The sequence below is a fragment of the Vibrio scophthalmi LMG 19158 genome (genome assembly GCF_000222585.1).
Classification (GTDB): domain Bacteria; phylum Pseudomonadota; class Gammaproteobacteria; order Enterobacterales; family Vibrionaceae; genus Vibrio; species Vibrio scophthalmi.
Genome location: NZ_AFWE01000175.1, coordinates 20,726 through 41,493, shown reverse-complemented (window position 1 = coordinate 41,493; position 20,768 = coordinate 20,726). Strand labels below are relative to the sequence as shown.

General features: G+C 48.4%; 21 protein-coding genes. 4 read left to right on the top strand and 17 right to left on the bottom strand.

Annotation, left to right across the window (positions count from 1 at the left end):
- Positions 1-157: 157 nt before the first annotated feature.
- The 4 genes from cysQ to RH88_RS13580 all read right to left on the bottom strand — a co-directional run bounded on the left by cysQ (position 158) and on the right by RH88_RS13580 (position 3,206).
- A complete protein-coding gene (gene cysQ / locus RH88_RS13595) occupies positions 158-985 on the bottom strand; it encodes a 3'(2'),5'-bisphosphate nucleotidase CysQ (RefSeq protein WP_005596941.1) in 828 nt (275 codons plus the stop codon).
- 25 nt (positions 986-1,010) lie between these two features.
- On the bottom strand, positions 1,011-1,559 hold the full coding sequence (nudE, locus tag RH88_RS13590) for an ADP compounds hydrolase NudE (RefSeq protein ID WP_005596939.1): 549 nt from the start codon (positions 1,557-1,559) through the stop codon (positions 1,011-1,013).
- A gap of 244 nt (positions 1,560-1,803) precedes the next feature.
- Positions 1,804-2,391 carry a Fe-S biogenesis protein NfuA gene (gene nfuA, locus RH88_RS13585; protein WP_005596938.1) on the bottom strand — a complete coding sequence of 196 codons (588 nt, stop codon included), beginning with the start codon at positions 2,389-2,391 and terminating at the stop codon, positions 1,804-1,806.
- 107 nt (positions 2,392-2,498) lie between these two features.
- The gene (locus RH88_RS13580; protein WP_420895769.1) at positions 2,499-3,206 is read right to left on the bottom strand and encodes a ComF family protein; all 708 of its coding nucleotides are present in this window, start codon (positions 3,204-3,206) and stop codon (positions 2,499-2,501) included.
- 112 nt (positions 3,207-3,318) lie between these two features.
- On the opposite strand from RH88_RS13580, the gene bioH reads away from it, so the two are divergent.
- Both bioH and RH88_RS13565 read left to right on the top strand, forming a co-directional pair.
- Positions 3,319-4,161 (top strand): pimeloyl-ACP methyl ester esterase BioH, encoded by an 843-nt coding sequence (bioH, locus tag RH88_RS13570; protein ID WP_040757975.1) that lies wholly within the window; start codon positions 3,319-3,321, stop codon positions 4,159-4,161.
- Between the two features lie 91 nt (positions 4,162-4,252).
- The gene (locus RH88_RS13565; RefSeq protein ID WP_005596930.1) at positions 4,253-4,723 is read left to right on the top strand and encodes a hypothetical protein; all 471 of its coding nucleotides are present in this window, start codon (positions 4,253-4,255) and stop codon (positions 4,721-4,723) included.
- 131 nt (positions 4,724-4,854) lie between these two features.
- Here the strand turns inward: RH88_RS13565 and RH88_RS13560 are convergent, their stop codons facing one another.
- The gene (locus RH88_RS13560; RefSeq protein ID WP_005596928.1) at positions 4,855-7,185 is read right to left on the bottom strand and encodes a Tex family protein; all 2,331 of its coding nucleotides are present in this window, start codon (positions 7,183-7,185) and stop codon (positions 4,855-4,857) included.
- Between the two features lie 159 nt (positions 7,186-7,344).
- Positions 7,345-7,833, bottom strand: a complete 489-nt coding sequence (gene greB / locus RH88_RS13555) for a transcription elongation factor GreB (protein WP_005596926.1) — start codon at positions 7,831-7,833, stop codon at positions 7,345-7,347.
- Between the two features lie 326 nt (positions 7,834-8,159).
- Between greB and ompR the strand changes: the two genes are divergently transcribed.
- Positions 8,160-8,879 (top strand): osmolarity response regulator transcription factor OmpR, encoded by a 720-nt coding sequence (ompR, locus tag RH88_RS13550; protein ID WP_005596925.1) that lies wholly within the window; start codon positions 8,160-8,162, stop codon positions 8,877-8,879.
- A gap of 98 nt (positions 8,880-8,977) precedes the next feature.
- Positions 8,978-10,282 carry a two-component system sensor histidine kinase EnvZ gene (gene envZ / locus RH88_RS13545; protein ID WP_005596923.1) on the top strand — a complete coding sequence of 435 codons (1,305 nt, stop codon included), beginning with the start codon at positions 8,978-8,980 and terminating at the stop codon, positions 10,280-10,282.
- 77 nt (positions 10,283-10,359) lie between these two features.
- Here envZ and RH88_RS13540 read toward each other — a convergent pair whose 3' ends face one another.
- The 11 genes from RH88_RS13540 to gspD all read right to left on the bottom strand — a co-directional run bounded on the left by RH88_RS13540 (position 10,360) and on the right by gspD (position 20,762).
- On the bottom strand, positions 10,360-11,121 hold the full coding sequence (locus RH88_RS13540) for a type II secretion system protein N (protein ID WP_005596921.1): 762 nt from the start codon (positions 11,119-11,121) through the stop codon (positions 10,360-10,362).
- 6 nt (positions 11,122-11,127) lie between these two features.
- Positions 11,128-11,619 carry a type II secretion system protein M gene (locus RH88_RS13535; protein WP_005596919.1) on the bottom strand — a complete coding sequence of 164 codons (492 nt, stop codon included), beginning with the start codon at positions 11,617-11,619 and terminating at the stop codon, positions 11,128-11,130.
- 10 nt (positions 11,620-11,629) lie between these two features.
- Positions 11,630-12,841, bottom strand: coding sequence for a type II secretion system protein GspL (gspL, locus tag RH88_RS13530; RefSeq protein WP_005596917.1), 1,212 nt, complete (start codon positions 12,839-12,841; stop codon positions 11,630-11,632).
- Positions 12,807-13,820, bottom strand: a complete 1,014-nt coding sequence (gene gspK, locus RH88_RS13525; RefSeq protein ID WP_005596915.1) for a type II secretion system minor pseudopilin GspK — start codon at positions 13,818-13,820, stop codon at positions 12,807-12,809. The genes gspL and gspK overlap by 35 nt, the downstream gene beginning before the upstream one ends.
- The gene (gene gspJ / locus RH88_RS13520; protein ID WP_005596914.1) at positions 13,810-14,472 is read right to left on the bottom strand and encodes a type II secretion system minor pseudopilin GspJ; all 663 of its coding nucleotides are present in this window, start codon (positions 14,470-14,472) and stop codon (positions 13,810-13,812) included. Before gspJ ends, gspK begins: the two co-directional genes overlap by 11 nt.
- Positions 14,459-14,860, bottom strand: coding sequence for a type II secretion system minor pseudopilin GspI (gspI, locus tag RH88_RS13515; RefSeq protein WP_005596911.1), 402 nt, complete (start codon positions 14,858-14,860; stop codon positions 14,459-14,461). The genes gspJ and gspI overlap by 14 nt, the downstream gene beginning before the upstream one ends.
- A complete protein-coding gene (gspH, locus tag RH88_RS13510; protein WP_005596909.1) occupies positions 14,850-15,443 on the bottom strand; it encodes a type II secretion system minor pseudopilin GspH in 594 nt (197 codons plus the stop codon). Before gspH ends, gspI begins: the two co-directional genes overlap by 11 nt.
- Before the next feature lie 98 nt (positions 15,444-15,541).
- A complete protein-coding gene (gene gspG / locus RH88_RS13505) occupies positions 15,542-15,988 on the bottom strand; it encodes a type II secretion system major pseudopilin GspG (RefSeq protein ID WP_005596907.1) in 447 nt (148 codons plus the stop codon).
- A 33-nt stretch (positions 15,989-16,021) separates the two neighbouring features.
- Positions 16,022-17,251, bottom strand: a complete 1,230-nt coding sequence (gspF, locus tag RH88_RS13500) for a type II secretion system inner membrane protein GspF (RefSeq protein ID WP_005596905.1) — start codon at positions 17,249-17,251, stop codon at positions 16,022-16,024.
- Positions 17,251-18,744: a type II secretion system ATPase GspE gene (gene gspE, locus RH88_RS13495; RefSeq protein WP_005596903.1), complete on the bottom strand. Its 1,494-nt coding sequence runs from the start codon at positions 18,742-18,744 to the stop codon at positions 17,251-17,253. The genes gspF and gspE overlap by 1 nt, the downstream gene beginning before the upstream one ends.
- On the bottom strand, positions 18,741-20,762 hold the full coding sequence (gene gspD, locus RH88_RS13490; RefSeq protein WP_005596901.1) for a type II secretion system secretin GspD: 2,022 nt from the start codon (positions 20,760-20,762) through the stop codon (positions 18,741-18,743). The genes gspE and gspD overlap by 4 nt, the downstream gene beginning before the upstream one ends.
- Between the last annotated feature and the right edge of the window lie 6 nt (positions 20,763-20,768).

Genomic DNA, 20,768 nt, shown 5'->3' with positions numbered 1-20,768 from the left:
TTAAGCATGGTGGGATAGGACTTTTGTAGCAGTGTTGATGGGGAGATTAGCGCATAAAAAAGCTCGCCGCAGCGAGCTTATTGAACATAGTTACTGAGCATAATTACTAAGTATAGTTACTAAACATAGGTATTAAATGAAAGCGATAAACGACGACTCAGTCTTTGACCAATAAAATATCGTGCCATGGCAGCTGTTCATCGCCCAGTACAATAAAGTTGGGGTTTTCTAATGTATCGCGCTCATTGTAAGAGAGCGGTTCAAGCAAGGTACTTAAAATACGACCGCCCGCTTCTTCAACGATACATTGCGTCGCAGCAGTATCCCACTCACCGGTAGGACCTAGACGTAAGTAACAATCAACCGCGCCTTCAGCAACCAAGCAGGCTTTCAATGCGGCCGAGCCCAACGGCACCAAATCGTAGTTCCACGCGCTACTCATGCGATCGGTAATACGATTGATATCTTGGCGGCGACTGATCGCTATCGCGATAGGTTGCTGTGGCCCTTGATGTTTATGAGTGGTAATGCGGACGCTCTCACTCATATCCGGAATTTTCCACGCACCTTTGCCTTGGTAGGCATAGTAAGTCACGCCCGAAACAGGCCCATACACCACGCCCATGATTGGTTTATTATTTTCAATCAACGCAATGATGGTGGCGAAATCGCCACTACGCGCAATAAACTCTTGTGTACCATCGAGCGGATCCACCAGCCAGTAACGATTCCATTGCGAGCGTTGTTCTAAGCTAATATCCGCCGCCTCTTCCGACAGCACGGGAATGTCTGGTGTCAACTCAGACAACTTCTCAACAATAAACTTGTGCGCGGCAAGATCAGCACTGGTAACAGGTGTCGAGTCACTCTTGGTGTACGCTTCATACTGCTTAGTCTGATAGATATCTAAGATCAACTGACCTGCAGTACGCGCAATATCAATGACGGCTGGGAGGTGATGAGAAAGATCTGGGCTTATCGGCATAATAGTTCCTTGGGCTATGCACGTATTATGATTTTAAATATCGTAGAGCGAGCATCAATGCAGTAATACTGCGCGCTTCGCTAAAGTCGAGATGTGTTAGCAACTCTTCAGCTTGAGCCAATGGCCAGCGTACAACTTCAAGTGGCTCTGGCTCATCACCCACCAATTGTTCGGCGTAGAGATTTTGGCCAATAAATAGCGTCATCTTGCTCGAGAAATACGATGGCGCGAGCACCACTTCTTTTAATGGCACCAGTTGCTCAGCACCAAAACCAATCTCTTCTTTTAATTCGCGATTCGCCGCTTCAATAGCGCTTTCACCGGGATCGATCAATCCTTTCGGAAAACCTAATTCATAGCGCTCAGTACCGGCAGCGTATTCGCGCACCAACAAGAGATCACCCTGCTCTGTCACAGGCACAATCATCACCGCATGGCGGCCACTTGGGCGCATGCGCTCATAAGTGCGCTCTTCACCGTTACTAAAACGTAGCTCAAGCGCTTCAATCGAAAACAGTCGTGATTGTGCGACGGTCTGCTTAGCCAGAATTTCTGGTGGTGTCCGTTTGGCCACAATGTTTCTCCTTCTCTAAGCAATAGATTCTTAATATATGAGAAGACAATACGTTAGACCAGTTTCTCGGCCATCTAATTTGTATAAATCCGTACCAGTCGCCACATATCTCCCCCAGCCATGGTGAGATTCCATCATTTGGAGAGCCAAAACACGCAACAAATACTAGATACAAAAATGGAGCCCTAAGAGCTCCATTTGCACATTGTTTCATCCTCGTTTAACGAGGATTGGTAGTGACTCATTAGTAATATGAGTGCTCACCACGGTCATGCTCAGTCGCATCGCGTACTGCAGTCAGTTCACCTTCGAACTGTTGTAGTAGCTCTTTTTCAATGCCATCTTTTAAGGTTACATCAACCATTGAACAACCGTTACAACCACCACCGAAAGCAACAATCGCAATGCCTTCTTCTGTGATTTCAACTAAGTTTACGTGACCACCGTGGCCCGCTAGTTGAGGGTTCACTTGGGTTTGAATCGCGTATTCAACACGCTCAACCAGTGGTGCATCGTCAGCCACTTTACGCATTTTCGCGTTCGGTGCTTTTAGAGTTAGCTGTGAACCCATCTTGTCAGTGACATAATCAATTTCTGCATCGTCTAAGAATGGCAGGCTTAGCTCATCTACATAGGCAGATAGCATTGGGAATGTCAGTTCAGTATCAGTAGCTTCTACGGCTTCTGGCGGACAGTAAGAGACACCACACTCAGCATTTTGAGTTCCTGGATTTACCACGAACACACGAATGTTAGTGCCTTCAGGCTGCTGTGCAAGCAACTTGGCAAAGTGTTCTTGAGCGCTTTCAGTAATAGTAATTGTATTTGACACGACGAATACCTGAGTAATTTTGTAGGCTATTTGTTCACCATTCTACTCCTGAAAATTCTGAGATCTAGCCTTTTACGCATAATTGATCGTGCTGAGCTATAACCGAATCATTCAGGAGTACGGCAGATACAGTAAATATCAACACTTTTAACTCCAGCATCAAGTAGTAATTTGCATAATTGCTGCACAGTACTCCCTGTCGTCACTACATCATCAACAATCGCGACGGATTGAAGTTCAGTAACACTTTTCGTCAGCGTAAATGCGCCACGTAAATTACGTTGTCGTTGCCGGCGATCCATCCCCCGTTGCGAACGAGTAGCACGAGTACGCTTAAACAATGCTCGGCAAGGAAGACCGAGTCGCTGCGCCAACGCTCGCGCTAGAAATTCACTTTGATTAAAGCCACGCCACAATTGCCGATGCCAGTGTAACGGTACATAAGTGATCATCTGAATATTTGGTTGGACTTGTAGAGCAAGCAGATCGGCCAATACCTCAACATAATGCAGCTGACGAGCAAACTTTAATTGCTGAACATAATCGGACAATGGCGGTGTGTAGTCACCCACACAATAGAGTTGCCGCCAAGGTGGCGGTTGCGACAAACAATGACCACATTGAGCAAGCGGATGAAGCGTTGTCATACCACAACACTGGCAACGAGACGGTATGCTTAGTCCTTCCAAGCACGCTTGGCACAATAACCAAGACCCAGAGTCTGGCTGGTCACGCCCCTCTATCGGCAGCAAACAGTGTTGGCAATAATGAGCCAGCACATGCTGTCTGTTTTTCTGCCACCATTGGATTAACATGAGTTGGGAGTTAACATAAGCAGGCTCCACTAATAAGTTACGTACGTCGATGAATCACGTGGAATCACTTAGATAGAAACTTGATAGTGCCGCTTACTGCGCAGTCAAAAGGATGAATAAAGTGCGAGATACCGAGACAACCACACCAGCATTGCATTGGCAAACTCACGGCTCAGGGCCCGATCTGGTTTTGCTGCATGGCTGGGGAATGAATGGGGCCGTTTGGCAGCAAACCGTCGCGACACTAAGCCAACACTACTGCGTTCATGTGGTCGACTTGCCCGGGTTTGGCCTGAGTCATCAAAGCCACTTTTCCACCATGGCAGATTTAACGGCACAAGTGCTGCGTGATGCGCCGAAACAAGCAATATGGCTCGGTTGGTCTTTAGGCGGCTTGGTGGCCTCACACATTGCTTTGTACCATCCAGAACGCGCCTTAGGTTTAATCAGTGTTGCCAGCTCCCCCTGCTTCTCAGCCAAGCAAGCTAGTCGCGTTGATGAACACGGCGATTACTCTGAACCGTGGCGAGGCATTCAAGCGAAAGTACTCAGCGCTTTTACCGCGCAACTGATGGATGATTTTCAACTGACGATCGAGCGCTTTATGGCACTACAAGCCATGGGAAGTCCTTCAGCAAGACAAGATGTCAAAGCGCTGAAAAAAGCGGTACTGTCGCGCCCATCTCCAAACCAACAATCGTTACTGTCCGGCTTAAATTTATTGGCTGAAATCGACTATCGTAGTCAACTCGCCAGCATTCGCGTTCCGACACTACGCTTGTATGGTCGCTTAGATGGTTTGGTGCCTATCAAGGTGGCGGAAGACGTGACAAAATTGATGCCCAATAGCCAAAGCTTTGTCTTTAATCAGTCATCTCACGCGCCTTTCATGACTGAGCCTGAGGCCTTTTGCGCTCAAGTAATCGCCTTCCAAACGAACAAATTATTTGCATAAAACGCTAAATTTTTGACTCTCTCAGCCGATAGCTTATTCAACTGACAGAACGATAGCCATGTCAGTGGGCGAAGCTGAGGAGGTCTCGGTTATGATCGTGTCACCCACCAACGTGAGTGTGCCACTTATCGCCCCATCGGTTAACGTGCAAACAGAGCAAGCGGCGCGTGATAATAAAATTCGCGAGCCGATTATAGCCACGGTTGCACCAGCCAGAACTAATGCTGAACGCAAAATCAATTCAGATGATAAACGACGTCGCAATGCGGCTTGGGACCCATCTGAACATCCGAACTATGGCGCCGATGATGAGCACGCGATACTCGCCCCTCAACATGACCCGCCAGACAGTCCGTTAGATCGGTTGTTTGAACTGCTGTCTTTGGCCAGCTATAGCGAACAGCAAGGAAAAGGCTACGCAATGCGGTTTCGCTTACCAAAGCGCGTAATCGATGCAGCGATAACCGAAGGAAGAATGGCTAAACGGCGCGTAGTGATTAAGTTTCACTATGGACATGCTGTGGCACCAAACACACCTTCAGAGGTCATTGCGGTGTTGTAGTCGCTATATGTATCGGCCTAAATCCAAAAGATTGAATCCATACTCAGTGAATACCAAAAGACAAAAGCCCCACTCATTTGAGCGGGGCTTTTTTTTATTTTTAACCTGCGCGAAGGCGCGAGCTAAGCCAATTAGCGTTTCGCTTTGGCAAAGGCAGCAGCAAACGCGCCACCCATAGCATTGTTGCCTGCCGGTTCTTCACGACGACGCTGTTGACCACCTTGTGGACGCGCTTGGTTTTGATTGCTACGCGGCTCAGAACTACGCTGAGTGCGATTGTCTTGTCCCGGCTCATCGTTAAGGCGCATGGAAAGGGCGATACGCTTACGCTGCACATCCACTTCCATCACTTTCACTTTCACAATGTCACCCGCTTTAACCACTTCACGCGGATCGGCAACATAACGATCGGTCAATGCAGAAATATGCACGAGACCATCTTGGTGAACACCGATATCGACGAAGGCACCAAAGTTGGCTACGTTAGAAACCACACCTTCCAACACCATGCCGACTTCAAGATCCGATACCTTTTCAACGCCTTCGGCAAAGGTTGCTGTTTTAAACTCAGGACGCGGATCGCGACCCGGCTTATCCAACTCTTTGATGATGTCGGTCACCGTTGGCAAACCAAAGCTGTCATTGGTGTAATCAACCGCATGCAGACCACGTAAGAATTCTGTATCACCAATCAAGCTCTTAACCGCTTTACTGTTCTTTTCAACAATCGCTTTAACCACTGGGTAGGCTTCCGGGTGAACTGAAGACGCATCTAGTGGGTTTTTACCATCCATAATACGTAGGAAACCAGCACACTGTTCAAATGCTTTTGGCCCCAAACGTGCCACTTTTTTCAGCGTAGTGCGCGCTTCAAAGCGACCATTCTCGTCACGGTAATCAACAATGTTTTGCGCCATGGTGGTAGACAGACCTGCCACGCGTGTCAACAAAGCGGCCGACGCAGTATTCACATCCACACCCACGGCGTTTACACAGTCTTCAACCACAGCATCAAGACGTTTTGCCAACATTGATTGGCTGACATCATGTTGGTACTGGCCTACACCGATCGATTTAGGATCGATTTTCACCAGTTCCGCCAATGGGTCTTGCAAGCGACGAGCGATCGATACTGCACCACGCAGCGACACGTCCATATTCGGGAACTCTTTCGCTGCCAATTCAGATGCCGAATACACCGATGCACCCGCTTCACTGACCATGATTTTTTGCACTTTCAGATTGCCACGTGCAATCAGATCGCCAACAAAACTATCGGTTTCACGTGAAGCAGTCCCGTTACCAATCGCAATCAAGTCAACGTTGAACTTACGCACCAACTTATCGACCACTGCCATCGCTTGGTCGTACTGTTTTTGTGGTGGATGTGGGTAAATGGTTTCCGTCGTCAGCACTTTACCAGTCGCATCAACCACGGCAATTTTAGAACCAGTACGTAAACCCGGATCTAAGCCTAGTGTGGCGCGAGGGCCAGCAGGCGCTGCCATCAATAAATCTTTTAGGTTGGTGGCGAACACTTCAATTGCTTCGATTTCAGAACGCTCTTTTAGCGCCCCCATCAATTCGGTTTCCATGTGCATCGAAACTTTGATGCGCCACGCCCAACTGATCACCTGCTTACGCCATGTATCAGCCGGTGCTTGGCTCAACGAAATGCCATAGTGATCGGCAATTAACGTTTCGCAGTAAGATTGGCGTACGCCTTCTTCTTGCGCCGGATCAGCATTCATTGCCAGAGTCAGGAAACCTTCATTACGACCACGTAGCATTGCTAGTGCACGGTGTGATGGCACCTTGTTCAACGCTTCATTGTGCGCAAAGTAATCTTTGAACTTCTCGCCCGCTTGCTCTTGGCCTGTCACCACGCGCGAGACCAATTCCGCATGGCGCGTTAAGTAGCTGCGTACTTTTTCCAGTAAATTGGCATCTTCCGCAATGCGCTCCATGATGATCGCACGAGCGCCGTCGAGTGCCGATTTATTATCCGCGATACCTTTATCGGCAGAGACGTATTTTGCCGCTTCGCTCTCAGGTTCAGTTTGTGGGTGATTCCAAAGCGCATCCGCTAATGGCTCAAGGCCCGCTTCAATTGCAATTTGACCTTTAGTACGGCGCTTAGGCTTGTATGGCAGGTATAAATCTTCCAAACGGGTTTTGCTGTCCGCTTGTTGAATCTCTTGCTCTAACGCGGCCGTTAGTTTGCCTTGATCTTGAATCGATTTCAGAATCGTCTGGCGACGATCGTCCAACTCACGCAGATAGGACAAGCGGCTATCTAAATTACGTAATTGGGTATCATCCAATCCACCCGTTACTTCTTTGCGGTAACGAGCAATAAAGGGAACCGTATTGCCGTCGTCAATTAAGTTAACCGCGGCAGTCACTTGCTCAGGGCGAACATTCAGTTCTTGAGCAATCAATTTACAGATAGCTTGGCTCATCCGTTGAATCTCTATTTTAAAAGGTGTTTGAGTATATATTAGGGCGAATCGTAAAAAATCCACCGCTTTGATTACCGAGTAATAACGCAATCGTAATCTATGTGACACCTGACGGGTCACGACAAAGTAAAATTATCGCTTTATTACCGGGTAAAATGGTTATTCCTGAACCCGTGTATCGTATTCAATCAAATTGATAAACCACTCTTTTTCACCTTCTGGTGTGCGCACGACAAATTCATCATCGATTTCTTTTTTCAATAACGCCCGCGCCATCGGTGAATCAATCGAGATATAACCTTTCGCATCACCATAGATTTCATCTGGCCCAACGATGCGGAATTTTTTACAGTCTCCCGCTTCGTTCTCAATCTCCACCCAAGCGCCGAAGAACACTTTACCTTCCTGTTGAGGAGAGTAGTCGACCACCGTGACCTGCTCTAAACGCTTACGTAAAAATCGCACCCGACGGTCTATCTCACGCAAACGCTTTTTGTTGTACTGATAGTCTGCGTTTTCGCTGCGATCGCCTAAGCTCGCCGCCCAAGTCACTTTTTTAGTCACTTCAGGACGATCTTCACGCCAGAGGTAGTCGAGCTCTTTTTTAAGGCGATTGTAGCCTTCACGGGTGATCAGGTTAGTTCTCACGATTGTTATCCATCACGATTAGTATCTGTTGATTGTCGCTTTTTTTTTACCACAGGCAATAGCTAGCATGTTGTTGAGCTTCAAATTCAGCGATAAATCGCGGTGAACAATGCAACCAAGCGAAGTAAAACCGCCATTATTTCACTACGTTAACGAGAAAACATGAACAATAAACCAACAAAAACTCGCCGCTGACTTTTCGGCACCGTGAGCTGACTCAGTAAAACGTAAGCCGACGCTAAAATTGTAACAATTTGGGCAAGCACGCTTGGCCAAACAGTGATACATTTTTGTTTATATGCTTTGCTTTTGATTAAGGTGTTTCAATGCAAGAAATTCATAAAATTCTGGTCGTAGATGACGATGCCCGTTTACGTGCGCTATTGGAGCGATACCTATCTGAGCAAGGTTTTCAGGTACGTAGCGTTGCCAACGGCGAACAGATGGATCGCCTGCTAACGCGTGAAAACTTCCACCTTATGGTGCTGGATTTGATGCTGCCGGGTGAAGATGGCCTATCGATTTGTCGTCGCCTACGCAATGCCAACAATGAACTTCCTATTCTTATGCTAACGGCAAAAGGCGATGAAATTGATCGCATCGTCGGCTTAGAAGTGGGCGCAGATGATTACCTGCCAAAACCATTTAACCCACGCGAACTGCTCGCACGCATCAAAGCGGTATTGCGTCGCCAAACCATTGAACTGCCTGGCGCGCCAAGCTCTGAAGAGTCGATTGTTGAGTTTGGTGAGTTCCGCCTAAACTTAGGTACGCGTGAAATGTATCGTGGTGATGAAGCGATGCCACTGACGTCTGGTGAGTTTGCGGTATTAAAAGCCCTAGTAACCAACGCTCGCGAACCGCTTTCTCGCGATAAGTTAATGAACATGGCTCGTGGCCGTGAATACTCGGCGATGGAACGCTCTATCGATGTTCAGATCTCGCGTCTACGTCGCATGCTGGAAGTTGACCCAAGCAAACCACGCTATATTCAAACCGTGTGGGGCTTAGGTTATGTGTTTGTCCCTGATGGCAAAGAAGCATAAACCACATTGATTCAATCTAGTGCGAGCTTTAGGCTCGCACTTTTTATCTTGCTGGACGAAAACCCAATAATAACTCCTATCACCAATAGGCGACGACTATGCGCATTCGCAGCTCCTTTACTCAATCCATTGTCCTGTTCATCACATTACTGATTGCTAGCCAAGTCTATTCTTACTACGCGGTCTTCAACTATGCATTACTGCCTAGTTTGCAGCAGTTTAATAAAATCCTCAGCTATGAAATCAACTTGATGTTGGATAACTCTGACGATCTTGAAAATGGCTTGGTGATGGATGCGCCGCTGCGCCGACAAATTCTCGAACAGCTCGGGGTGACCATTCACGCCAAAGACAGCGATCTGGCCGATGAATTTCGTCATGCGATCAGTATTGATTTGATGAGTGAAGAGATGACGCAAACACTCGGCACGCAAGCAGATGTGCGCATGGTCTTGGGTGAAGAAAGTTATGTGTTATGGATGAGCCTTGAGTCACTGCCTGATTCTCTGATCCGTATTCCACTCTCCGAGCTACAAGAAGAAGATTTTGCGCCACTGTTTCGCAATAGCTTAGTGATGGCGCTGCTGATCATTGCCGGTGGTTGGTTATTTATTCGCTTACAAAACCGGCCTCTGCTCGCACTTGAGCGCGCGGCAAAAGGGGTTGGCCGTGGCGAAATCCCACCGCCGTTGGCAGAAAAAGGCACCTCAGAGATCCGCTCCGTGACGCGTGCTTTCAACCAAATGTCGAAAGGCATTCAAGCGTTAGAAGAAGATCGCGCCTTGTTAATGGCCGGTATCAGCCACGACTTACGCACGCCGTTGACTCGTATTCGCTTAGCGACGGAAATGATGTCACCACAAGATAGCTACCTTGCAGAAGGGATTATCAGCGATACCGAAGAGTGTAATGAAATCATTAGCCAATTTATGGATTACCTCAAACCGGTTAATCGTGAATCTTTTGGCGAAGTAGACCTCAACGATATCTCTCAAGACTTAGCGAACTCGGAAGGCAACCGCCATCATATTGAGATTGAAACGCTGTTAAGCAACTTAAAACCGGCTTTTGGTAGCCCAATCGCAATCAAGCGCGCAGTGAGTAACTTAGTGGTCAACGCCGTACGCTACGGCAATGGTTGGGTGAAAATCTCGACCGGAATGACCGCAGACAACAAACTGTGCTGGGTGTGTATTGAAGATAATGGCCCAGGGATTGCCAAAGACCAAGTGGCGAAACTGTTTGAACCCTTTACTCGTGGTGACACTGCGCGTGGCAGCGAAGGAACAGGGCTTGGCCTCGCCATCGTCAAACGCATTGTTAGCCAACACAATGGTTCCGTGGTGGTTAACAATCGCAGCGAAGGCGGCTTAAAAGTACAAGTGAGCTTCCCTACCCGCTAGTTTGATTCATTGCCTGAAGCGCATAAAACAAACCCCAGTCTCACTGGGGTTTGTTGTTTTCAGTACTCAGATAGCCGCTATAAGCGACCTTGCTGATTAAACTGGTAACGCCCTTGCGCATCCGGCTTTGGCAACCATTGCAACTGATCTGACAGCGCCGTTGGCATCGCGGCTTGCGGGATAAACCACGCCTTGGCACTAAACCGTTGATCCGGCATTAACTCTGCGGAAAATTCGCTACGCACTTGTGCGCTTTGCTGAGTGCCTTTCACACTGATTTGGCTATCTTGGCAGTCTAGCTCCGCAATCACCGGCCCTAGTTGCAGATCCGCTAATGGCGTGCCGACCACATCAGTGTTCCACACCAAGCTACCCGTACCTTGCGCACAATAGGGCGCAGCATAGCTCAGTTGCTTCACATTCAGCTCTAATTGGCCCTCTAGCGTCAAGGGGATCGGTAATGCAGGGGCCAACTTTAACGCTTCGATGACAGGCATCGAGGCAAGTAAGTTTTCGGCATAAGCGCCTTTTAAACCGTAGCCGACAATACCGCGACCTTGCAGCTGCCACTGGCTGCCACGGCCAAAGCGAACCTTGGCTTCGGCATTACCACTCAATAGCGCACTTGGCGCAAACTGCCAAGAGACCTGGCCAAGTTGGTAGCGCTGCCATCGAACTTGCTGTGCTTGGCCTTGCCATAACGTTCCGCTGGCTTGGCTAATTTTCAGTTGTGTCGGCAGTGGCGCGTATGCCAGTAGCACTTGAATCGGAAGATGGACGATGGCACTGACGATAAACGTCAGCAGTAACACCACCATCAAGGTTATCTTTTTTTTCACTGGCGACTATCCTTTGCTCAGTTGCAGGCGCTTAACATCAACCACCCCAACGCGCTCGTTCTTATCAATATCAAGAAATTGTGCTTCGACACCATGATTCTGTTGTAAGTACTCCAACCAACTAACCAATTGATTAAATGGCAATGGCTGCACCCAAACTTGCATCTCTTCACCACGTGGTTGCACACGTACAAGTTCGATATTAAAGCGACGCGCTGACGAAGAAACCGCTTGGTTAAACGGCAGTGGTGATAACGCTCTAGCGCCATTACCACGCAAGGCGACAATGTCATCCGCTTTATTCTGTACCCAGCTCAATAACTGCTTTTCGGTGCGCAGTTGATTTTGCGCCAATTCGGCACGCTGCACCATCGGTTGGTAAATTCCCCAAAATAGGATACCGATGATCAATGCCACACCACCCACCATCACTAAACGCTGTTCACGCGGTGTAATACGAAGCCACCAAACTTGCAACGAGGCTAATAATTTATTCATGCTTGCTTCCTCATCGCGGCTTTAAAGTCAGGTCGCCAACCACAAGTTGACCGGATTTACTCAACTGACCTTGCTGCACGGAAAATTGCTCTTCTAGCTTCGCGCGTGCTTGTTCAAAGGCTTGAAAATCTTGACTGCTGGCTTGCAGTTGAATTTCACCACGTTGGCGATCAAACTTAATCCCAGTCAGAGTAAAATCAGGCACCGATTTGATTGCCGATGGCAGTTTTGCCATCCACACCAATAACGACTCATCGCTATTACCACCCGACAGACGCTTGGCTTCATTATCCAATTCACGCTTTAAATAGCTGACGGTCGGGATCTTCGTTTTTCCTACCAGAACGGAGCGGAAAATACGCTCACTTTCAGCACGATACTTAGCGGCTTGTTGTTCTGCTTGATAGGTTTGAATTAGGTTTTGCGCCACCAATACCACCGCGACAACGCCAGCGGCAATAGCCGCCTTTCGCCATACTTTGAGGTAACGACCGACACCCGACTTCGGTTTAAAGCAGCCCGTCAACAAGTTCACTGGCGTAAACATCGCTTGGCGCCCCAGCAACTGCATCACCAATTGTGGCTCCGCTTGTTGCCAATCTTGCGCTGGTGCTAAATTCAGCTCCGGCAGTGGCGAATAGGCATGCAGCGCTAGCCAATCATCACCTTGCTTGACCCATTCAGATTGAGCCACTATCGCCAACCAATCAGATTCAATAGTCAGCGCTTGGTATGCTTGTTTCTTCAATAACCATTGGCCCGCCAATTCAACCGCTGAAATGCCGTCAACATCTGGCAATGCCAGCGCATCTGGCAGAACTTTAGTCACGTTAAAGCCTGCTTGTTTGAGCGTCTCTAATTCACGCGCTAACCATTCACAGTCTACACCAGCAACATGGGCAATCTGACCTTGCTTAGCCAGCACCGTAAAATGCATACCATCGACATCTTGTGCGACGTCATCTTCGACCAAGTACGGTAGCATCGCATCAAATTGACGCGCACCACCAGCGGGAATGTTGACCTCTTTCAACAGCACATCAGCACTGTTTAATAACACGATGGTGTGACGTGCTTGCGCGTAGCTCGCGATCTCATCAAGCGCTTGCTCAGCGCTTAATTCACCACTGGCGATCACTTCTTGCTGGCTTTCAGACCAAACCAACCACGGCTTTTTTGCCTGGCGATTATTGCTCAGTCGAACGATTAAGTACTCGCTCACCGATTCCTCCAAAGCGACGGCTTATCACCGTTGCGGTTTCTCTATTTGCACTGAACAGTTGGCTGCGAATACGCACTTGCGATTCCCCCACCACGATTCGTGCATCCAATTCAAAATAAGCACTGTCTACCGTGAGATAGGCTTTAACTCGTTTTTTAACTTCATCGCTTAATGAGGCGAGTTGTGACTCGGCCAAAAACTGATCAACATCGCCCCAGCCATCGAAAGGGCGATTTTCTAGTAAACTTTGTGCATCGCTGTCGCTTAACTGATCACCAAACATCGCCACTAACAAGCGAGATTGTTCCGCAGGCAAAGTGTTCACATTAAGACGGAACTCCGCGGTAGGCAGCGCACAGATATAAGGCTCTAGCTTCGTCATCACCTCACCAGACACCAGGTTGACCGCGCGTAATTCACTCGCCTCAGCCAACACGCCATCCGCCGTCATATAAGCGGGAGCCATTGATTCATAATGGCTATCTTCCACGCCCGTTACCGAGTTGATGTGATTATTGGTATCAATAAACTCCCAACTGGAATGCGCGACCACTTCAGCGACATGACTATCGATATCCAATTCAGACATGAGCTGTTGCAAGACGGTCACTAAATAAGGTGCACTGTCCGAGCCCGCTTCCGCCTCAAGATCCACCAACGCATTGATATTGAAACAAGCTTGGCGATCACGCAGCTGCCCAGTAAGGCTGCCGTAATCCAGCGGAAAGTTTTGCTCTTCCAACGCCCAAGGCTGCGACATATTGATGGTGTCACTGTCTTGGTAACTCTGCTCGATGCCTTCCACTGCCAAGGCTTCCGCACCAATGCTATACCAGTAAGCTTGTTGATAATTTAACTGATTGGATGAGCGCTTAAACTGCCCAAACAAACGTTCCGACATGGTCGCTGCCACTCCCGTCATCAAGGCTAAAATCAGCAGCACCACTAATAAAGCCACGCCACGCTGACTACTCTTCATCGCGACTCTCCACCGCAATCGATCCACCACCCGTCAGATAAATGCGTTCAATTTCGCCATAATCACTAAAGGTCAGTGAGACTTGCACCGCCTTGGGCAGTGTCATGGTTTTGTCCCACTGCTTGAGCCATTGTTTGCCATCAAAAAAACGCATATCAAAACTGTCAACTTGATCAATCAACGGCATAATCATGCCTTCTTGACCTGCTGGCGTATCTACGTAGCGCCACCACACTCGCTGCAATTGATTATCCTTGATGCGATAACCTACTTTGGTGACTTCACCACGCGGGAATTGCTGCTGTGGGTTATGCCAACCGGCACGCGCAAACATCACGCCTTTACCATCCGAATCGAGTAAGTAGTCTTTCCATTCAACTAACTTAGTGCTTGGCTCTTCCCCATTGGTGCGCATTTGACGCAAAGCCATTTGGCGAAAGTCGTTATCCATAAAGACCAGCGTACGCTGCAAGGTTTTGAGGCGCTCGCTACGCTCTTGCGAAATCGCATTGCTGCGATACATCTGATTCAATACCTGCTGAGCCCCTGCGGCAAGGAAAGCAAAAATCGACATCGCCACCAGCACTTCAATCAAGGTAAAGCCCGCACGTTTGCCGCCACGCGATCTAAATAAGCGTTTATTTAGCGACATAGCTTCTCACCGTTAAAATCGGCGTCCCTTGTCGCGAACTCGCCACTGAAACATCAAAAGCACGAATCAAGCCGCCAGAAGTCGATACCGGATCAACCGTCCAGTACCAAGTGCGTTCTGCCAATTGGTCTTTACCACTCTGTTTTTTCAATGCTTGCGGGTTGAGCATCACTTTGGCCATTTGGTTATCCACCACCATGGCCGCAAAGGCTTTTTCTTCCATCAACGTAAGAGTATTTATGTGCTGGCTCACCGAGCGCACCAAGGCCATCGCTGACATGGCGAAAATCGCTAACGCAACGAGCACCTCAAGTAAGGTAAAGCCACGTCGCTGGCGTTTGCTTGAGCCAGGTTTGCTTAAGCAAGGTTGGCTTGAGTTATCTCTCATCGGCTAATTCCTCTTGCTCTCCCGGTTGCAACAAGACAATTTGGCCATTTTCTTTTGCCACTACCTGCCATGCACTCTGCTCTAAATCAGCGTCGCTTGGATAAATAGCAATAGAGAATAGGGTGACTTCACCACTCGACATCACGAATACCTGCGGGGCGGGTAACTTTTTCTCTTCTTCTAGATCGGCAAACATCTCCTCATCAAACAGTGAGGTAGGATTAAACAAGCGTTCTTGATCCTGCCATGCCGAACCACCCAGATTAAATTCCATCTTCAATGAGTCGACCAACTGTGTTTCGTAAGGTAAGCGATCTAACTTAAGTGGTTGCCAGCCCTCATTTTCGAGCTGCTGCAAGAAGTAACGCCCTTTGGCTTGCTCAATGCGCAGCCCAAAATCACGGCCACTGAGCATCGCTTCCTCATTGAGTAGCTGTAAGCGTAACCAAAGCGATTTGGCTTGGTGCTCCGCTTCATCACGGCTGTTATCAGGTAAAGAAAACACCACTGTTGAAGCCATGATGGCAATCAACGCCACCACCAATAACACTTCGATTAGGGTAAAGCCTTTACTTTTCGACATGCCACGCACTATTTAAATTCAACCAACATCAGAGTGAAAAACTCATCCAGTGAAGAGAGAGATGGCGGCCTATGCCGCCAAACTCATCAATAAGAAGATTATTGGAAATCTTGTAGATTCCAGTTGCCGACATCGGCATTAACACCATCACCACCTTCTTGGCCATCAGCGCCTAGCGTGAAGACATCAATGTTGCCGTTATCGCCTGGGCTTAGGTATTGGTAATCGTTGCCCCATGGGTCTTGCGGTAGACGCTTGATGTAACCATCTTGTGGGTAGTTACGTGGCGTTGGGTTGCTTGGCTCAGTCACCAAAGCTTCCAAACCTTGATCGGTGGTTGGATAAACGTTGTGGTTAAGTTTGTACGTATCAAGAGCCGTTTCCAGCGCTTTAATATCAACCGTGGCTTTCTTCTGTGCCGCGGTGTCTTTACTGCCGAGCAAGTTTGGCGCAACCACACTGGCTAAGATACTTAAAATAACCACCACCACCATCAACTCTAACAAGGTGAAGCCAGACTGTTTTTTATTATGTTGTTTTTTCATTATTGTCTCCAAGAAGTCTCTTTCTGGTCAGCGTTATTTGCCGCTCATTAAGTTATTCATTTCTAAAATAGGCATCATAGTGGCCATTACAATAAACAGCACCAATCCCGCCAATACAGCAATCATTAATGGGGTAAAGATCCCCAACGAAATATTCACCATTGACTCAAAGTTGGCATCTTGGTTATCTGCCGCGCGAGTCAACATACTCTCTAATTCACCACTTTGCTCACCCGAGGCAATCATATGCAGCATCATCGGAGGAAATAGTTTGGTTTGATCCAACGATTTTCGCAGGCTAGCGCCTTCACGTACCCGATCCGATGCTAGCAACACTTGTTGTTTGACGTATTGATTCGACATCACGTCAACCGCGACTTTCATGCCATCCAAAATGGGAATAGCACTCGAGGTACAGATCGACAACGTACGCGCGAAACGGGCGGTATTGAGGCCGCGAGCAATCTTACCGATCACTGGCATCGCGATCACTTTGCGATCCCAACTCAAACGAATGGAAGGCTTCGATAAGGCGTAACGCACCAAATAAGCCAACGCAATCAGGGCTATCGCAATGGTGATCCACCAATGCTGCACAAACTCACTGGCGCTAATCAAAATGCGGGTAGAAAGAGGCAGTTCTTGGCCCATCTGGACAAATTGGCCAACAATTTTAGGCACCACCGAAGCCAACAAGAACGCGACAATCGCAATCGCAAACACCACCAGCACCACTGGATAGATCAATGCTTGTTGTAGTTTGCTGCGCATCTTCTGGCGATTCTCTGCGTAGTCGGCAAGGCGCTCAAGCACACCATCAAGGTGGCCCGATTTTTCACCCGCGGCGACCATCGAACGAAACAGTTCATCAAAGACATGAGGGTAATCCCCCAAGCCGTCTGCCAAGGTGTGTCCTTCAACCACTTTAGCTCGTACCGCCATTAACATGGTACGAATACGCGGTTTTTCCGCTTGCTCAGACACCGCACGCAAACACTCTTCGAGCGGCATACCCGATTGCACTAACGTAGACAGCTGACGAGTAATCAACGCCAAATCTGGCGTGCTGATCCCGCGCTTAAAAGTGAGAGCTTCGGTTTCTGGCGTGTTGGCTTGCTGCTTCGCGCGCGTCGCCACCACATCAATCGGCACTAAGCCTTGCTCTTTAAGGCGTGAACGGACTTGGCGGGCATTGTCGCCTTCCATCACCCCTTTTTGTGATTTGCCTTTCGCATTGAGTGCTTTGTATTCGAACGCCGCCATTAGCCTTCCTTGGTTACTCGCATCACTTCTTCAAGTGATGTTACGCCTTGGCGAACTCTTGCTAGGCCGTCACTACGAATCGAAGGTGTGTGCTGACGAACCACTTTTTCCATCGCCTGCTCACCCGCTTCATTATGGATCAGCTCTTGAACTTGTTCGTTAACCATCAATAACTCATAAATACCGGTTCGGCCGCGGTAACCCTTGTGGTTACACTTTTCACAACCGGCTGGTTTGTACAGCGTTAAAGAGGCATCTTCATTCAGATCGAACAGCGCTTTTTGTGCTGTATCCGCTTGGTAGCTTTGTTTGCAACTTGGGCACAATGTGCGTACCAAACGTTGCGCGAGGACGCCCAATAGTGAAGAGGAAATCAAAAACGGTTCGATGCCCATATCACGCAGGCGAGTAATCGCACCTACCGCGGTATTGGTGTGCAGCGTCGACATCACTAAGTGACCAGTCAATGAGGCTTGCACGGCAATTTGCGCTGTTTCTAAGTCACGAATTTCACCAACCATCACCACATCAGGGTCTTGACGCAAAATCGCACGCAAACCACGAGCAAACGTCATGTCCACCTTAGGGTTCACTTGCGTTTGGCCAATGCCATCGATATCAAATTCAATCGGGTCTTCAACGGTAAGAATGTTGCGCTCGTTACTGTTGATCTCTTGCAAGCCCGCATACAAGGTGGTCGACTTACCCGAACCGGTCGGGCCCGTCACCAAAATAATGCCGTGCGGTCGAGCAATCATCGCTTGGAACTGTTGATGCGTTTTCGCTTCCATCCCAAGGCTGTGCAAATCAAGACGTGTGGCATTTTTATCCAGCAAACGCATAACCACACGCTCACCATGTGAAGACGGCATCGTAGAAACACGCACATCAACCGCTCGGCCACCAATACGCAGTGAAATACGGCCATCTTGCGGGACACGTTTCTCTGCAATATCGAGCTTCGCCATGACCTTCACGCGAGACACCAATAACGGTGCCAACTTGCGACTTGGCGATAAAACATCACGCAATACACCATCGACGCGGAAACGAATCGATAAGCTCTTCTCGAACGTTTCGATATGGATATCCGACGCACCTTCTTTGATCGCTTCGCCCAACATGGCATTGATCAGTTTGATGATCGGTGCATCGTCTTCTGACTCTAACAAATCTTCATCGTGCGGCAGATCTTCTGCCAACGAGAAAAAGTCATCGCTATCGGCGCCAATATCTTCCATTAACTGACGCGCTTCCGAAGAATCGCGTTGATAGGCCGTGGTTAGCTTTTTCTCAAAAATTTCTTTGCTCACCGCCTGCAAAATAAAGTTCACCGAGGTGGTGCGCTTTACTTCTAACAGCGCTTCAATCGACAACGGCTCAACGTAAAATAACGTCAAACCCGCTGGCTCTTGCTCTAGCACCAAGTTAAAACGTTTGGCAAAACCAAACGGTAAGCGGCGATGCAGATGCACCGCATCTAACTCCATCATTGCACGCTTTCCATTTGATCGATAAAGGCTTGAATCTCAGCCGGGTGCTGACGCTCGTGGCCAAATTCTGGTAAGACCGGAATGTGGCTGTCATCCATCAACTTCAAACCCTGTTCTGATTTGAACAACTGCTCAGCACGAATGAAATTGTATTTACGTTGAGTAATACCATCGGCGGTCACACCATCGCGAATGATGGTTGGTTTGATAAACACCATCAGGTTCTTTTTCTCAACCTGAGTACTGGTTGATTTGAACAAGTGACCAAGCACAGGGATATCACCCAATAGCGGCACTTTCGATTCGCTTTCCATCGCACGCTCATCAATCAAACCGCCTAAGACAATCATCTGACCATCTTCAACAATCACTGAGGTGTTCAACTGACGCTTAGCAAAACGCACGTCCACCGCGCCATTAGCACCAAGTACGTTGGAGACTTCTTGCTCAATATTCAGTTGTACTGAATTACCTTCGTTGATTTGTGGCACCACTTTCAGTTTGATGCCGACTTCTTTACGATCAACGGTTTGGAATGGGTTATCGTTATTAGAACCGGCGGTAGAACCGGTTAATACCGGTACTTCTTCACCGACGATGAATGAGGCTTCGCCGTTATCCATCACCGTAATACTTGGTGATGAAAGAATATTAGAGTTCGAGTCGGTTGATACCGCAGTTAATAGCGCGGTCCAGTCACCCATCATAATGCTCACCGCCGCACCATTAACGCCCGACAGAGCAGAAGCTAACGTACTGTAGTCGCCAGATTCGGTCACGGTATAAGGCACGCGATTACCATTGCTATCGTTGTAATATTCGGTGCTTGTTTGATCTTTTGCCTCTTCCAAGCCGACCATCACTTGGCCAATTGGTGCTCCCGTGTTGCCATATTGAATGGTCGCTCCAGTTTCTAACGAGCCCCACTGCACACCAAGATTGATGCCGTCACCTTCCGCCATTTCGACAATCAAGGCTTCAATCAATACTTGCGCACGACGAATATCAAGCTGAGCAATGACGTTTTGCAGCGCGGTCATGATGGATGGTGGCGCAGTGATCACCAATGCGTTGGTGGATACGTGCGCGGCAATCATCACTTGGTCAGAATTGGATTTCGCCCCTTTGCCGCCAGACGACTTTTCCGCTTGCAGATTGTCCGAGACGCCTTTCAGCACATCGACCAAGTCTTCCGCTTTGGCGTATTTAAGGTAAACCACTTGGTTGTTACCACGGCTGGCCATTTCAACGTCAAGTTGTTGGATCAATTTACGCAGACGCTTACGCACCTGTGGGTCACCAGAAATCAGTACTGAGTTAGTGCGATCATCGGCCACCAGCTTAGGCTGTAAAAATCCTGGGGTGTTTTTGCTGTCACTGCTCTTATTCAATGCATCAACAATGCGCACCATTTCAGCGGCAGAAGCATTTTTCAGATCCACCACTTCAATTTCTTTGTCACCCGCTTGGTCAACGCGCTTGATGATATCGGCTAAACGGTTCACTACCGCGGCACGGCCAGTGATCAAGATAATATTGGCCGGATCATAGTGAACAACGTTACCCGCACCGGCATTATCATTCAGTTGGCGTAGCAGCGGAGAAAGCTCACGCACCGAGACATTACGCACCGTGACCACGCGAGTGACCACTTCGTCGCCTTTCACGTCGCCATCACCCACCACTGGGATCGCCGATGTTTTAGCATCTTTCGACTTAATCACTTTAAGGATGCCGTTATCCATCTCGATCACAGCGTAGCCATACACTTCTAATACATTGAGGAAGAAGCTGTAGTACTGCTCTTCGCTCAAGGTGTCATAGCTACGGACATCAATTTTTCCACGCACAGACGGATCAACAATGATGGTTTTTTCTAAGTTTCGACCAACAATATTAATAAACTCTTGAATGTCGGTGCCCTTAAAGCTGGCGCTGTATTCGCTGGCCATCGCTACTGGAGAAACCACTAAGGTTGCGGCTAATAGCCATGCGCTTTTCTTAAGCCAATGCTTCACTTGATA